The following is a 15,105-nucleotide window of genomic DNA, read 5'->3' on the forward strand; positions in this document are numbered from 1 at the left end:
CGAGGTTGGACTCCGCCATCGTCACCCGGCGATCCGGCCAGGTCCCTCGCGCCCGCATGGGGGTGGTTCACCGCGCGGCGGAGCGCTCCTTGACGAGGAGCGCGAACACGAAGACACCAACCGCTAAGAGCATCGTGACTGCTGCCACGGTCATCACGGCCGCGTCCACTGGGAGCATCGCGCATCCCGCCGACGTGTCCTCGTAGTCGCAACTGCGCCACGGCTGAAAGAAGTAGACCACGGTCACGGTCGCCCCAGTGAGTGCGAGGAGCGCGCTCCCGGTGACCAACCATCCGCGCACCTTCGGCTCCACGAACTGAGCCTACGACGCAATCTTGCCCGGTTTCCGCGACCGGTCCTGAGCGAGCGTCGGTTTACGTCGACTCTTCTTCATCCGAGCGTGGAGCCGTGGTCGCAGCAAGAGTGTCAGTGTTTCAGGTGATCTTCCTGTCCAGCAGGTCGCTCCTACACGAACACCGTGACCCACGCCACCAGCGCGAGTAGCGCCGGAATCAGGGCGACGAAGAGTTTGCGTGGGCTGCGCTCGCGGATCGCGAGGATCGTCATCAAGACGACGAGGATCGTTGCGACGCACGCCAGGATCGTTGTAATCCATCCGGTCTGATAGGTCGTAATCCCGCCGGACGAGCTCTCCCATTCGCAGTACCTGCCGGCGGGAAACGCGGTCTTCGAGCTCGCTAGGAGAGAAGTCTCTTGTGGTGCAGCAGCGTCCGCGGGGACGGTTCCTGTGATGCATGCGTACGCGGCGTTTCCCGCGACGCTGAAGTATTGGTAGATGGCCATCGCCAGAACGGGCAACGCACCAAGACAGGCGAAAACGAAGTACACGGGCGAGCTCCCGGGCGCTGCTTTCCGGAATCCCGTTCTGCTTGAAGGGTCGTCATGCGCATCGAGGCTACTAGTCGTAACTCAGGAGCCCATGGCGAGCCGTTCAGCACACCAGGCCGCTCCGCCTGTGCGTTGTCGAATTCTCGACGACGAGGCGAGTGATTACTTAGGCGATCGCACTTTCGGCGTCGCCGAAGACGCCACTCAGTTCGTCGCCGGAGGGTGTCTCTCCGAACACAAGCCAGACTTGGTCCATAGGCAACACGCTTAGGCGTTCGCGGCCCACCTGGTTCCCTGGCCCGATGATCGATCCCTCTTTGCGCCAGAGGCTGCATGCGGAGCAGATCGCTATGCGGTACGAAAACGGAGTGAAGTACACCACCGTTCCGGTCCCGTACCGAGCAACCGACTATGCAGTCGAACTTCGCATGAAGTAGGTGCGTTGCCGGATCCGCCTGCGGCCAGAATGCGTTAGTTGCGGCCTTCATCCCGTTAGCTGAAGACATGGTCGATCAACGGACACGCGAGTACGAGGGTCGACGGCAACAGCGGCTCGCGTTGCTCGGAATTTGCTCACTCACCCGGCCTGACAAGCTTCGGGCTGCCGGCGACCTGGCGGCGCCGGCAGCCGGTTGCGTAACAATCTGATCATTTGACATATAACCGTCAAGCTGCAAGAGTTTGTCCAAGGTCTGCGAAACAGCCCGCTCGACAGGCAAACTGTGGAGGTGAAGATCGCAGTGTCGACGCTCGATGGCAAGAAGATGACCGCCAAGGCAGCTACGGAGGCGATCGGCGACGATCTGCGCATCGCCCCAGCTTTCGCTGCTACCGCCATGGACGACGACAGCGGCGTGGCGACTGAGATCGAAGCGCGGTATCGGCGCGACCTTGGCCACTACATCGTTACAAAGATCGTGAAAGCGGCGATCCGCGCAGACTTCGATCATGACGCTCTCCGCAACACCGCGGTGTCGCACATCATGAAGGTCGCGGTCCCCCACTGCGTGGCCATCAACGTTCTCGACGAGAGCAAATGGACGACCGTCTGGGACACCACGGGTGCGGAGGGTCGGCTTATCCCTGACTGGCTGGCCGCCGAGGTCGTCAAGCGTGGGCAGCAGGAGGCCCGGATGGCGGCGATCAGGATCATCTATGGCGCCTCGGCGCTGGCCGGGCTGCCGCCGGTGAGGGCCGTCCAAGACGAGCTGAACGTCCCGCACCGAACCGCGTCGGACTGGATCATGAAAGCTCGTAAGGCCGGTTGGCTCGAGGGACTGAACTACGCCATCGGCAGGCAGGCGCACGTGTAAGAACCAGCGCGGCCGGCCCGCGAGGGCGGCGGACTGAAGGAGGGCGATGGGAAGCGTCGAGTCATACGACACCGCGAGAGGCCGCCGCTACCGCGTCCGGTATCGCACCCCCAATCATCGCCAAACCGACAAGCGGGGATTTCGGACCAAGCGCGAGGCCGAGGAGTTCCTCGCCGGCGTGGAGACCCTCAAGGCGACCGGGGAGTTCGTCGCCTCGGCTCACTCCCGCATCCTCGTTCGCGACTGGGCGCAGACCTGGCTGAGTTCGCTCGTGAACCTGAAGCCGACGACACGATCGGGGTACGAGTACACCCTGGGCAAGCACATCCTGCCGCGGTGGGGCGATCAGCGCCTGGGAGACATCTCACACGCGCAGGTGCAGCGGTGGGTCAGCGATCTGAGCCAGACCCTCGCCGCCTCGACGGTGCGCCAGGTCTACCACGTGCTCGCGAGCATGTTGAAGTTCGCGGTCCGCGACCGTAAGCTCGCGCGCAATCCCGCCGAAGACGTCAAGCTGCCCCGCATCACGAAGCGACGTCGAGGCTACCTGACGCATGAGCAGGTGGCAGTTCTGGTCGAGGCTGCAGCCGATTGGGGCGATCTCCTCGCGATGCTCGCCTACACGGGACTGCGGTGGGGAGAACTCGCCGCGCTCCGCGTCAGAAACGTCGACCTCGCGCACCGCAGGCTCGCGATTGTGGAAAGCGTCAGCGAGATCGGCGGCACACTGGCGTGGGGAACCCCGAAGAGCGATGAGTCCCGGGTGGTCGTCGTTCCCGCATTCCTCGTCCCGCCCCTCGAACGGCGCGTCGCGGGCAAGCGCGGAGACGACCTCGTCTTCACCACGCTGTTGGGGATGCCGATGCGGAACAACAATTTCCGGCATCGCGTCTTCAACCCGGCACTGGCACGAGTGCGTGACGAGCATCCGTCGTTTCCGGTGGTGACTCCTCATGACCTTCGGCATACAGCCGCCAGTCTTGCGGTGTCGGCGGGCGCGAATGTGAAGGCGGTGCAGCGCATGCTGGGTCACGCCTCGGCCGCGATGACGCTCGACGTGTACGCAGACCTCTTCGATGAGGACCTCAACGCCGTCTCGGACGCACTCGACCGTGATGCCGCCGCGCACTTCGCCGGCAAGGTCTGGCCGACCGCTGACCTCGGACCGCTCCTCTGACGAACGCATCCCCTGGGCGCCCAGTGGGCAAGTGTGGGCAAAATGTGGGCAAATCGTCGAAGTGGACCAAGACGCAGCCATCGCCGAAACGACAAAACCCCCGGCTTACCGGGGGTTTTTCGATGTAGCAGGAGCGGGGCTTGAACCCGCGACCTCACGATTATGAGTCGTGCGCTCTCACCAACTGAGCTACCCTGCCGCGTTGCATCCGATCGAAGATCGAGTGCTGCGAGCCCCGAGTCAGGATTGAACTGACGACCCCTTCCTTACCATGGAAGTGCTCTGCCACTGAGCTATCGGGGCGTGCTGCCTGCGTGCAGGCAACTAGAAGAGAATACCAGAGCTCCGGCATCCTGCCGAACCGTGAAGCGGCTCAGCCGACCGTGTGCGTGCCGTCGGTGTGGGCACGCAGCCACGGCATCGGGTCGATCGCCGTGGTGCCGTTCTGAAGAATCTCGAAGTGTGTGTGCGCACCGTACGAACGGCCGGTGTTGCCGGTGCGACCGAGCACGGTGCCGACCGTCACGCTCTGACCGGGCTCGACCTGCAGCGAGCCGTACTGCATGTGCGCGTAGTGGCTCGAGACGAGCTCTCCGTCGACCATGTGGTCGATGATCACGTGCACGCCGAACGCGCCGCCGGCCTCCGACGCGACACGAACGGTGCCGTCGGCGATCGCCTGGATCGGCGATCCGGCGCCGGGCGTGAAGTCGATGCCCTCGTGCAGACGGCCCGAGCGCATGCCGTACCCGTACGACATCGTCACGCCGACCGCGAAGGGCCACTGGATGTTCGAGTTCGGGTCGTTGTGGAAGAGGTTCGAGAAGTTCTGGATACCCGCCTCGGACGCGAGCTCGGCCATGGTGATCGTGCCGTAGCTCTCGGAGCGTTCGAGGGTGTCGTTGAGGACGGTCGAGGGTGCGACGTACGCCTGGATCTCGTCTTCGTCGATGTCGGTCGCCATGCGATCGGCCGGCGCGAGGACCGTCATCGACGTGTCGGCTCCGCTGACCGCAGCGACGGCTTCGGCAGGCGTGGTCATGCCGACGGTCATCAGTCCGACGACTCCGACGACGCCGAGCGAGAAGGAGGCAGTGGCGACCTTTCGGAACGACGCCCCGCGCTCGACCTTGGTACGCCGGCCCGGGACGTGGTCGCTGGAACGCGCGTCGGGGGCGGGCTCGGCAGGCGCCTCGTCGGCAGCCGGCGCCTGCACGGGGGTCTCGCCGGTGAACGAGAACAGGCGGGCGGCGGCTTCGAATTCGTCGATTCCGGATGCCGAGGGCTCTGTCTCCGGTTCGGTCGCCGGCTCGAGGGGCTCCTGCTCGGAGGATTCGATCGGCTCGACGGGCTCCGCCGCAACCGGCTCGATCAGCTCGAACGGTTCGGCGGGGGCCAGGACGCTCTGCAGCATCGGCGCGGGCGCCTCCGGCGTGGGGAGGTCGGCCTCGAATTCGGGCGCGCGTCGCTCCCCGGGCGTCGGAGCGTCGACGGCGATCGGCGGAATCGCGACGGGCCGCGCGGCGGCGGCGCTCCGGCGCGCCCGTCGACTCATCGGCAGGGAGTCGGCGATGATGACGGGCTCGGAAAGCTCGATGATCGCCGGCGCCGGTGCGACCGCGGTCTCGCTCGGAGCCGGAACGGACGAGGGAGCCTCCGCGACGGCGTCCGCGTGCTTCTTGTCGCCCGGGATCTTCTCGACCGCGACCTTCTCGACTGCGACCTTCTCAACCGTGACACCGTCACCCGCGCGGCCCCACACGACGGCGGGGCGCTCGGTGCTCACACCGGCGGTCTGGCGACGCGTCGCCGCACGCGAAGGAGCGGCGACTTCCGTGGTCGCCTGTACAGGCGTGGCGGAAGTACGGCTGGAACGGCGCGTGGGCGCAGAGTCAGCCATCGGGGCATCAAAAGGCAAAGCGGCGGGAGGCTCTCGGGTCGTGCTGCGGGGGGCGCAGGGCTTCGGTCGTTGCGGATTCTGACGACTTCCGGCGTTCGGGCGACGAAAGTAACGATCGGGTAAACACTACCTCGGGCGTCCTGAGAATGCCATGTGCGCGAATAGATCTCGCCCGGCGTTTCGCGTCCGAGATCCTGATCAGGTCAGCCCGGCAGTGGAGGCGAGCGCGTCGTAGATGGCGGGCGTGGCAGCCACGACGAGGGGCGCGCGTCGCGAGCCGTCCGGCATCGCTCGGCCGAATCGCCCGCCGGCCTCCGTGACGAGCAGCGAGCCCGCCGCGAGATCCCACGGCGCCAGTCCGCGTTCGAAGTACCCGTCGAGGCGCCCGGCCGCGACGTATGAGAGGTCGAGCGACGCCGCGCCTGCGCGGCGAAGATCGCGTGCGAGCGGAAGAACCGTGCCGCTCAGCTCCAGGTCTCCCGGTCGTGTGGCGGGGTCGTAGCCGAATCCGGTGGCCAGCAGCGCGCCGGCCGGTCCGACCTCGGGGTTCACCGACAGCCTGCGGTCGCCGAGCCAGGCGCCGTCCCCGAGCGCGGTATGGAAGAGCTCGTCGCCGACGGGGGCGTAGACGACGCCGGCGAGGGCTTCCCATGCCTCCGGCGTCGGCTCACCCTGGACAGCTGCGATGCTCACGGCGTAGGCGGGAATGCCGTACGCGTAGTTGACCGTCCCGTCGATGGGGTCGACGACCCAGGTGACACCGCTGGAACCCGTGTCGGCCCCCGTCTCCTCCCCCAGGAACCCGTCCTCCGGGCGCTCGGCTGCGAGCCGGGCGCGGATCAGAGCCTCGACCTCGCGGTCGGCCTCGGTCACGATGTCGGCCAGGGCCGACTTGGTGGCGGCGATCGCGACCCCCGCTTCTCGGCGCACCCGTGCGAGCTCTCCTGCTTCGCGGGCGATGTCGATGGCCAGTGCTTCGAGGTCCTGTACGAGGCTCATGCCTCCACGCTATCTGCGCCGGTGAACACCGGCGTCGCGGTCCGTGCGGCTACCGTGAGGGCATGGCCGATGCAGACCGTTCCCGCACGTACGACGTCGTCATCGTGGGCGGGGGTCACAACGCTCTGGTCGCGGCCGCGTACGTCGCGCGGGCGGGGCGCTCGGTGGTCGTTCTCGAGCGGCTCGACCATGTCGGCGGAGCAGCCGTCTCGGAACGCCCGTGGGCGGGCGTCGACGCACACGTGTCGCGGTACTCGTACCTCGTGAGCCTGCTGCCCCGGGCGATCATCGACGACCTCGGCCTCGGCATCCGTCTCGTGCGGCGCCGCTATTCGTCTTACACGCCTGATCCGGGTGACCCCTCGAGCGGCATCCTCGTGGACACGGCGGATGCTGCGGCCACCGGGGCATCGTTCGCGCGGGTCACCGGCAGCACCTCCGAGGCCGACAGGTTCGCGGCGTTCTCTGCCCGCACCGCCCCCGTGGCGCGCATGCTGTTCCCAACGACGACGGAGCCGCTGCGGCGCGGGTCAGAGCTGCGTGCGCGATTGGCAGACGACCGGCTCTGGGCCGACCTCTTCGAGAACCCGCTGGGCTCGATGCTGCGCACGGCGCTGGACTCCGACATCGCTCGGGGAATCGCGCTGACCGACGGCCTCATCGGCACGTTCTCGTACGCGGACGATCCCAGCCTGCGCCAGAACCGCTGCTTCCTGTACCACGTGATCGGTGGCGGAACCGGCGACTGGGATGTGCCCGTCGGTGGAATGGGACAGGTGACGAGCGAGCTCGCCCGCGCCGCCGAAGCTGCCGGGGCCGAGCTGCGCACCGGCGCCGACGTCGTGTCGGTGTCGCCTGACGGCGTCGTCGAGCTCGGCGGAGAACATCCCGGTACGGTCCACGGCCGCCTCGTACTGGCCGGGGTCGGACCGGCGGTCCTGGCTCGCCTGCTCGAAGCGGGCGGCGCGGGCGCCGCGGAGGACGTCGCGGGCGCCCGGCCGGAGGGCGCCCAGGTGAAGGTCAACATCCTGCTGCGCCGGCTCCCCCGCCTGCGCGACCCGCACGTCACTCCCGAGGCTGCGTTCGCCGGCACGTTCCACATCAACGAGACGATGACCCAGCTGGACGCCTCTCATGCCGCCGCGAGCCGAGGCGACATCCCCGATCCCCTCCCGGCCGAGGTCTACTGCCACTCCCTCACCGACCCGACGATCCTCGGCGCCGAGCTGCGGGCTTCGGGCGCACAGACCATGACGCTGTTCGGACTGCAGGTGCCGCATCGCCTCGTCGACGGGAAGGATCAGGATGTCGCGCGCGCGGCGCTTCTCGAGGCGGCCCAGCGCTCGCTCGACTCCGTGCTCGCCGAGCCGCTCGCCGACTGCGTGTACGAGGCGCCGGACGGCTCCGCGTGCATCGAGGCGCGGACCACCGCCGACCTCGACGCATCGCTGGGCATGGTGGCCGGAGACATCTTCCACGGACCTCTGGCATGGCCGTGGGCAGCCGACGACGAGCCTCTCGACACCCCCGCTCAGCGATGGGGGGTAGCCACGGCGCATCCGAACGTGCTGGTCTGCGGGTCGGGTGCGCGCCGAGGCGGCGCGGTGAGCGGACTCGGGGGCCACAACGCGGCCATGGCGGCGCTCGAGTTGCTGGGCGGCTGAGCCGGCGTTACTCGCGGGGCGGAAGCGGCGGCGGCGGCGGGTAGCCGTCGTATCCGTGTCCGGCGGACGGTTCGGGCGCAGATGCGCTCTGCGCCGGATCGCCAGGGGCCGGGGCTTGCGGGGCCGCCGGCGGGCTCTGAGTGGACGAGGCACCGAACACGTGCGCACCCGGAGACGGGTAGCCGGTGTAGTAGGCGTTCCAATCGGGCGAGCCGTCAGGCAGCATCGGCAGAGGAGTCGCGCCGTCGACGTAGTTCGGCCATGGCAGGAGCTCCTGCGTCGCCTGCGCGGGAGCTTCTGGGGCCGGCTGAGGGGCGGCCGGCTGAGCGGCGGCGGGCTGAGCGGCTGCGGCCATGCCGTATCCGTGGGGCGCCTGAGGAACGGCGGGGGGCTGACCGTAGCCCGGCACCGCCGCCCGCGGCTTCTTCGGCGCGAACAGCACGTTCACCAGCGGGATGAGTGCCGTGCCGACGGCGGCCAGGATGGCCACGGCGACGACGATGCGCCAGTAGAGGTCGGGCAGATCCAGGTACTCGCCGAAGGCGAGCGGGATCACCAGCAGCGCCGCGAGCGCGACGACGAGCGTGATCGTCGCGATGGCGACGACGCTGGTGAAGGAGGTCTCGTGCCGCTGGAAGGCCTTCATGTAGAGGCGCAGGTGAAGGAGCGCGAGCTGAAGGACGAGCACGATGAGGAGGAACTGGATGAAGCGCGAGAAGCCGCCCCAGTAGTAGCGCTCCGGCATCCAGATCATGACGGCGCCGATGAGCAGGAGCGCGACCCACGTGCCCATGCTCGCCAGCGCGAACCACGCCGGGCGGCGCGGTGCCAGATGCGCGTCGAGGATCGCGACTCCGGCGAACCCGACGAGCAGCAGGATCGTGAGGAACGCACGGCCGACGATCCCGTTCTGCTCTCCGATCAGCACCCACACGACGCAGACGATGGCCGCGGCGATGAGCGCGCCGATCGCGACCCAGATCGCCGCCCGCAGCAGGGACGAAGTGGGAGTGTCGTCACGGCGCGGCTCTACGGCAGCACCGGGTTCGGGCACGGTCATGGCGCGTTCCTCTCGTGTCGCGGGGAGTCCGCACGCCCATCCTGGCATGTGCGGGCTCGAGGACGGGAGGTCCACGCCAGCGTGCGGGGCAGGACGACGCCGAGATCGGCGTCTCATGCGCCGGCGAGCGTGGATGCCGGGAAATGCAAGAGCCCGGAGCGACGGCTCCGGGCTTCTTGGCGTGTTGGTGGCGAGTGAGGGATTCGAACCCCCGAATGCTGAGCAGTCTGATTTACAGTCAGATCCCTTTGGCCGCTTGGGTAACTCGCCAGGTGCGCACCCGCCCAGCTTTTCCAGTCGACCGGAGGCGCGATGCACAATCTTACGCTGTCCGCGGCGGTGATAGAAATCCGCCCCGCGGTCGACCGTCTCAGGTGCCGAGTCGGTCGAGATCCATGTGGACCAGCGCACTCGGAGTTCGCAGCAGTGCACCCTCGAAGCGGCAGGTCGCGGCCGCAGCATCCATCGCCTCCTGCAACACCGATGCCCACTCCTCACCCGTGACAGGCGTGCGGTCGACGAGGGCCGCGACCGTCGCTGCGAAAGCCGCGTCGCCCGCACCCATGGTGTCGACGATGCGACCGGGAAGGGCCGAGATGGGGCTCGTCACCACGACGTCCCCGGCCTCGATGGAGGCACCGGCGGCGCCTTCGGTGGCCAGCACGGCCCGTGCACCGAGATCGATCAGCTTCGCCCGGAGCGCGTCGAGGCGATCGTCGTACAGCAGCGCCGCGTCATCCTCACCGACCTTCACGAGTGCGGCACCGGCCGCGAGCTGCTCGAAACCGCGCACGAACTCCGCCTTGTCGCGGAGCATCCCGGCCCGCGGGTTGGGATCGATGGCGAGGGGCGCGCCGGCCACGGCCAGAGCGTCGGCCAGCTCGGCCGTCTGCTCGGCGTCGTCGAACGCGAAGCAGCTGACGACGACGAGGTCGGCATCCGCCATCGCCCGCTGCTCCTGCTCACCGAACCGGATGCGACGCCGCTGCGATGCCTCGTTGAACTCGTAGCTGGGCTCGCCGCCTCCTGTACGAGTGCTGACCGCACGCGCGGTGCCGAGCAGCGATGGCGTCGCGAGCAGCTCGACCCCGTAGTCGGCGAGGTAGTGGCGGATGCGCGAGGCCGGCTCGTCGTCGCCGAGCATGGCCACAAGCGACGCCGCCAGGCCCAGGCGGGTGAGTCCGACGGCGACGTTCAGCGCGGCACCACCGACGAACTCCCGCACTCCGGAGTCGTCGCGCAGTTCGTCGATGAGCGCGTCGCCCACCACGACGACGGTCATCGCCGTGCCCCCGCGGTCTCGAGCACGCGACCGACGAATGCCTCGGTTCGCCGGCGGGTGCCGTCGATCTTCAGATCGACGCTCGCGCGTACCTCGTTCGGCGCCAGCGGGGCGGCCAGCCGCACGTTCTCGTGACACGACAGGTCGGCGCAGATGTAGGTGCCGACGCTGTCGCCGTGCACGCCGGCCTCACCCGCCTTGCGTGCGGTGTACATCACGACCTGGTCCGCCGGCTGCATGGTGTGGCACAGGTTGCACATGGCGGCTCGTGCGCGCGAGCTGCCGTCCGCGGCCCTCAGCACGATGCCGACCGGTTCCCCGTCTAACTCGGTGATCATGTAGCCGCGACTGCGCGTACGCGGATCTCGCCACGCCAGGAAATCCAGGTGGTCCCAGTCGGTGAGCATGAAGTCGGCCGGCAGGGCGACCAGCCGGAGCTCTTCGGGCGACGCGTTCACGAATGACGAACGCACCTCTGGTTCGGTCAGTGGGCGCATGGCACCTCCTCGCCGCCCCAGTCTACGAACGACGGATGCCTTCGCCACCCGTCCGCTGCTGTTCGGGGTCGGTGACCGCTGACGAGCGGTCGCGGATGAGGAACCCGAAACCGAACGCGATGAAGAACATCAGCACCCCGTAGACCGCCGCCGGCAGGCTCAGCTCGACCGACCCGAGCACCGTCTGAGCGATGACGATCGCGAGCGTGGCGTTGTGGATGCCGATCTCGAACGATGAGGCGATGGCCTGACGCTTGCCCACCTTGATCAGGCGAGGCGCGAGGTAGCCGACGGTGAGGCTGATGAGGCAGAACACGATGGTGATCAGTGACAGCCGGCCGAAGTTCTCGACGAGCAGCGCCCAGTTCTGGGCGACCGCACCCGCGATCACGATGACGAGGATGATCACGGACGCAATGCGCACCGGCTTGTCCATCGCCTTGGCGAACCGCGGCCAGAACCGCCGGACGATCATGCCGAGCGCGACGGGCAGCAGCACGATCGCGAAGACCTCGAGGGTCTTCGACCACTGCAGTCCGAGCTGATCGTCGAACGGGTTGAAGTACAGGATGGCGAGGTTCGTGATGACCGGGAGGGTGAACACGGCCAGCACCGAGTTGACCGCAGTGAGCGAGATGTTCAGCGCGACGTCGCCGCGGAAGAGGTGGCTGTAGAGGTTGGCGGTGGTGCCGCCCGGTGACGCGGCGAGCATCATCATGCCGACGGCGAGGATCGGCGGCAGCTGGAACGCGAGCACCAGCCCGAAGCAGACTGCCGGCAGCAGGATCAGCTGACACAGCAGGGCGACGATCACCGCCTTGGGCTGCTTCAGCACGCGCGCGAAGTCGCCGACGGTGAGGCTGAGACCGAGTCCGAACATGATGATGCCGAGGGCGACGGGAAGCCCGATGGTGGTCAACGCTGACATGGCACTCAGTGTGGCCTACCCTGCGACCCCGTGTCACCCATTCGGTGGACAAACGTGACTCGGTAGGGTGACGGAATGGTCGACGGCGCGGATATCTCGGGGTGGTCGGACGTCGCGGCCGGGTGGGCCGAGCTGTGGGGCTCGTTCGCCGCACCCGCGCAAGACGAGCTCATCGCCCGATGCGCCATCGGGCCGGGCACCCGGGTGCTCGACGTCGGGTGCGGGAGCGGAGAGTTCCTCGCCCGGCTGCGAGAGGCCGGCGCCGAGCCGACCGGAGCGGAGCCGGCGCCGGCGATGGCGGCCGCGGCATCCGCTCACGCCCCGGTGGTGCAGGCGGATGCCGAGAACCTGCCCTTCGAGAAGGGGCGCTTCGACGTCGTCACCGCCGTCAACGCGCTGCAGTTCGCCGACGACACGACGGCCGCGCTGCGGGAGTTCGCGCGTGTGCTCGGTCCCGGTGGGCGCATCGGCGTGGCGAACTGGGCCGAAGCGGCGCGCAACGACGTCGACGTCCTCGAGCGCGCGGTGGCTCGCGCGCTCGACGAGGAGCAGGCTCCCGACGGGCCGCTCCGGCCGGCGGGCGGTATCGAGGCCGCGATGGCCGATGCCGGGCTCGAGGTGGTCTCGGCGGGCATGGCGCCTGCGCCGTGGCGGGCCGCCGACGAGACCTCCCTCGTCCGGGGCATTCTGCTCGGCGAGGATGACGCGACCATGGCCGAGCTTCACGACGTCGTGGTGACGGCAGCCGTCCCGTTCCGCACCGCGGACGGCGGCTACGAGCTGCGCAACGCGTTCCGTTGGGCGGTTGCGATCACGCGCTGACCCGGCGTGGCGCGGAACGGGGCATCCGTCTACTTCACGCTGCCTGCAGTCAGTCCCCCGACGATGTACCGCTGCAGCGCGAGGAACAGCGCCATCGGAAGAATGGCCGCGACGACGGCGCCGGCCGCAAAGACGCTCCAGTTCTTGGACTGCGCATTCGAGACGAACTGATAGAGCCCGACGGCGAGGGTCTGATTCGCCGGGTCGACGAGCACAACGGAGGCGATCACGAACTCGGCGAAGGTGGAGAGGAAGACGAGAAGCACGACGACAGCGAGGATGGGTGCGACCAGGCGCAGGACGATCGTGAAGAAGATGCGTGCGTGGCCGGCGCCGTCGATCCGCGCGGCCTCGTCGATCGACGTCGGGACGGTGTTGAAGAACCCGTAGAGGAGGAAGGTGTTCACGCCGAGCGCGCCGCCGAGGTAGATCATGATGAGCCCGATGAGCGAGTTGAGCCCGAGAGCGGGGAACACGTCGCTGATCGCGGACATCAGCAGGAAGATCGCGACGAAGGCGAGCAACTGAGGGAACATCTGGACGAGAAGGATGGACAGAAGCCCGAACCTGCGGCCACGGAACCGCATGCGGGAGAACGCGTACGCGGCGAGGGCCGAGAGGAAGACCGCGCCGATGGCCGTCGCAAGGCCGACGATGATGGTGTTCCGAAGCCACAGCCCATACGGGTAGTTGGGATCCTGGAACAGCGCCACGTAACTGTCGAAGCTGATGTTCCGGAACAGCCCGTTCGCCGTCAGCAATGTGCCACCGGGATTCAGCGAGGCCGACAGCACGTACACGAGCGGGAATACCGAGAAGGCCACGGTGACGATGCCGACGAGATGCCGCCACCCGGTCTCACGGAAGTACTTGCCGAACGGGCGCCGCGGGAGCCTGGCCGGGGTGCGTTCCTTCTCGGCCGCTGACTCGAAGCCGAGAGCGAGCCTCTCCGCGCCGCCGATCGCGCTCTGATCCGTCGTCATGTCAGTTCAGCTCCTCGAGTGCCTTGGTTCGCCGGAAGGTGACATACGAGATGACGCCGACGATGAGGAAGATCAGGATCGAGAACGCGGCAGCCAATCCCATGTCGCGCTGGCCGCCGACGAACGCGACTTTGTACACCATGGAGATGAGGATGTCGGTCTGGCCCACGGGGATGGGGGCATCGGGGAACCGCGGCCCGCCGTTGGTGAGCATGTAGATCAGCACGAAGTTGTTGAAGTTGAATGCGAACGACGAGATGAGCAGCGGTGCCACCGAGACGAGAAGCAACGGGAACTTGATGTGGCGGAAGACCCCCCACGCGCTGGCGCCGTCGACCCTGCCGGCTTCCTGGATGTCGTCGGGGATCGACTGGATCGCTCCGGTGCACACCAGGAACATGTAGGGGAAGCCCATCCAGAGGTTGACGAGGAGGATCGCGATCTTCGCCAGAAGCGGGTCGGAGAGCCACGGGATCTGCGCCCCGCCGAAGAACCACTCGTTGATGATGCCGAAGTCCTGGTTGAACATGCCGGCCCAGACGAGGGCGGAGAGGAAGCCGGGGAACGCGTACGGGAGGATCATCGCGATCCGGTAGTACTTGCGGCTCTTCATGCGGGGATCGTTGAACGTGATCGCGAGGAAGAGTCCGAGCGCGAACGTCGTCGCCACCGACAGGACCGCGAACACCAGAGTCCAGATGAGCACGTAGACGAAAGGATCGCGGATCGACTCCTGGGTGAAGGCCCGCACATAGTTGTCGAATCCGACGACGACCTGCCAGCCGGGAAGCATCTCCGTGCCGTCTTCGGCGGTGAACGCGCCCGTGCCGATATCGCTGTAGACGACACCGGTGGTGGTGTCCGTCATGGTGTCGGCCGCGGGATCCCACGCGAGCGTCGACGTGAAGAGGTACGCGGTCGATCCGTCCGTCGTCCGCAAGTAGCCGTCGTTCAGGTCGTCCGAGATCGGCACGGCGAGCGCGGCGATCGCCTTCTGGTTGGCCAGGATGTCGCCGAGAGCGAGCGTGTTGTAGCCGGGAACTCCCGTCGCGGTCGCCCCGTCCACCGGCTCGAGCGGCTGCTCCGCGCCGCCGACCACGAGTTCGCTGCTGTCCGCGTCCGTCGTGAGGAAGAAGAATTCGTTCCCCTGCTCCAGAATCGTCACCGGGTACGCCGGGGAGTCTTCGACGCGCTGCTGCGACTGCAGAAGCAGCGCGTTGACCGCATCCTCCTTCGTCGAGTTGTGACCGGAGCCGTAGTTGGTGAACGAGATGAAGACGGTGTAGATGATCAGGAAGACCTGGAAGATCGCCAGGAAGAGGAACCCCGGCGTGAGGTACTTGGCCGGCAGGAGTCCGGGAACGAGGTAGACGACGTTCACGAGGACCGTGATTGCCGCGATGATCAGCGGTACGAGCCACTCGCCGCGGAACGCCAGAAGGAGTATTCCGTAGACGGCGAATGCGTCGACCAGGCCGAGCAGGACGATCTTGGTCAGCCAGACCTTCCAGCCCGCGCTCGCGGCCTCGGCGATGCTCGCCGCTCGCCGCTGTCGCCGGAGGCGCGCTCGGTCGTCGGGGGTTCTCGCGGCGGATGAGGTCTCTTCGAGCACGGGACCAGTCATCGTCGGC

Annotated in this window: 14 protein-coding genes and 3 tRNA genes; 4 read left to right on the plus strand and 13 right to left on the minus strand. The window is 67.7% G+C overall.

Annotation, left to right across the window (positions count from 1 at the left end; genetic code table 11):
• Positions 1-67: 67 nt before the first annotated feature.
• On the minus strand, positions 68-313 hold the full coding sequence (locus tag WYM_RS04185; protein ID WP_157524861.1) for a hypothetical protein: 246 nt from the start codon (positions 311-313) through the stop codon (positions 68-70).
• 152 nt (positions 314-465) lie between these two features.
• Positions 466-849 (minus strand): hypothetical protein, encoded by a 384-nt coding sequence (locus tag WYM_RS04190; protein WP_019179581.1) that lies wholly within the window; start codon positions 847-849, stop codon positions 466-468.
• A gap of 728 nt (positions 850-1,577) precedes the next feature.
• Between WYM_RS04190 and WYM_RS04200 the strand changes: the two genes are divergently transcribed.
• Both WYM_RS04200 and WYM_RS04205 read left to right on the plus strand, forming a co-directional pair.
• The gene (locus WYM_RS04200) at positions 1,578-2,162 is read left to right on the plus strand and encodes a hypothetical protein (protein ID WP_019179583.1); all 585 of its coding nucleotides are present in this window, start codon (positions 1,578-1,580) and stop codon (positions 2,160-2,162) included.
• Positions 2,163-2,208: 46 nt separating this feature from the next.
• The gene (locus WYM_RS04205; protein ID WP_019179584.1) at positions 2,209-3,339 is read left to right on the plus strand and encodes a site-specific integrase; all 1,131 of its coding nucleotides are present in this window, start codon (positions 2,209-2,211) and stop codon (positions 3,337-3,339) included.
• Between the two features lie 125 nt (positions 3,340-3,464).
• On the opposite strand, the gene WYM_RS04210 is transcribed toward WYM_RS04205, so the two are convergent.
• From WYM_RS04210 to WYM_RS04225, 4 genes are all read right to left on the minus strand, one after another.
• A tRNA-Met gene (locus tag WYM_RS04210) sits at positions 3,465-3,538 on the minus strand.
• Between the two features lie 32 nt (positions 3,539-3,570).
• Positions 3,571-3,642, minus strand: a tRNA-Thr gene (locus WYM_RS04215).
• A gap of 70 nt (positions 3,643-3,712) precedes the next feature.
• Entirely contained in the window at positions 3,713-5,125 is a 1,413-nt protein-coding gene (locus tag WYM_RS04220; protein ID WP_019179585.1) for a M23 family metallopeptidase, read from the minus strand.
• A gap of 312 nt (positions 5,126-5,437) precedes the next feature.
• The gene (locus WYM_RS04225; protein ID WP_019179586.1) at positions 5,438-6,238 is read right to left on the minus strand and encodes an inositol monophosphatase family protein; all 801 of its coding nucleotides are present in this window, start codon (positions 6,236-6,238) and stop codon (positions 5,438-5,440) included.
• 62 nt (positions 6,239-6,300) lie between these two features.
• Between WYM_RS04225 and WYM_RS04230 the strand changes: the two genes are divergently transcribed.
• On the plus strand, positions 6,301-7,902 hold the full coding sequence (locus WYM_RS04230) for a phytoene desaturase family protein (protein ID WP_019179587.1): 1,602 nt from the start codon (positions 6,301-6,303) through the stop codon (positions 7,900-7,902).
• A gap of 7 nt (positions 7,903-7,909) precedes the next feature.
• Here the strand turns inward: WYM_RS04230 and WYM_RS04235 are convergent, their stop codons facing one another.
• The 5 genes from WYM_RS04235 to WYM_RS04255 form a co-directional block, all read right to left on the minus strand.
• The gene (locus WYM_RS04235; protein ID WP_026059539.1) at positions 7,910-8,962 is read right to left on the minus strand and encodes a hypothetical protein; all 1,053 of its coding nucleotides are present in this window, start codon (positions 8,960-8,962) and stop codon (positions 7,910-7,912) included.
• A gap of 185 nt (positions 8,963-9,147) precedes the next feature.
• A tRNA-Tyr gene (locus WYM_RS04240) sits at positions 9,148-9,232 on the minus strand.
• Between the two features lie 100 nt (positions 9,233-9,332).
• Complete coding sequence (locus WYM_RS04245; protein WP_019179588.1) at positions 9,333-10,244, minus strand: PfkB family carbohydrate kinase; 912 nt, start codon at positions 10,242-10,244, stop codon at positions 9,333-9,335.
• On the minus strand, positions 10,241-10,741 hold the full coding sequence (locus tag WYM_RS04250) for an FBP domain-containing protein (RefSeq protein ID WP_019179589.1): 501 nt from the start codon (positions 10,739-10,741) through the stop codon (positions 10,241-10,243). The genes WYM_RS04245 and WYM_RS04250 overlap by 4 nt, the downstream gene beginning before the upstream one ends.
• Before the next feature lie 22 nt (positions 10,742-10,763).
• On the minus strand, positions 10,764-11,669 hold the full coding sequence (locus WYM_RS04255) for a bile acid:sodium symporter family protein (protein ID WP_019179590.1): 906 nt from the start codon (positions 11,667-11,669) through the stop codon (positions 10,764-10,766).
• A 75-nt stretch (positions 11,670-11,744) separates the two neighbouring features.
• Between WYM_RS04255 and WYM_RS04260 the strand changes: the two genes are divergently transcribed.
• Positions 11,745-12,491 carry a class I SAM-dependent methyltransferase gene (locus tag WYM_RS04260; RefSeq protein WP_019179591.1) on the plus strand — a complete coding sequence of 249 codons (747 nt, stop codon included), beginning with the start codon at positions 11,745-11,747 and terminating at the stop codon, positions 12,489-12,491.
• A gap of 29 nt (positions 12,492-12,520) precedes the next feature.
• Here the strand turns inward: WYM_RS04260 and WYM_RS04265 are convergent, their stop codons facing one another.
• Positions 12,521-13,474, minus strand: coding sequence for a sugar ABC transporter permease (locus tag WYM_RS04265; RefSeq protein WP_019179592.1), 954 nt, complete (start codon positions 13,472-13,474; stop codon positions 12,521-12,523).
• A gap of 1 nt (position 13,475) precedes the next feature.
• Positions 13,476-15,098 (minus strand): ABC transporter permease subunit, encoded by a 1,623-nt coding sequence (locus WYM_RS04270; RefSeq protein ID WP_019179593.1) that lies wholly within the window; start codon positions 15,096-15,098, stop codon positions 13,476-13,478.
• Positions 15,099-15,105 lie beyond the last annotated feature (7 nt).

Source organism: Microbacterium yannicii PS01 (assembly GCF_000304335.1).
GTDB classification, from domain to species: Bacteria; Actinomycetota; Actinomycetes; order Actinomycetales; family Microbacteriaceae; genus Microbacterium; species Microbacterium yannicii_A.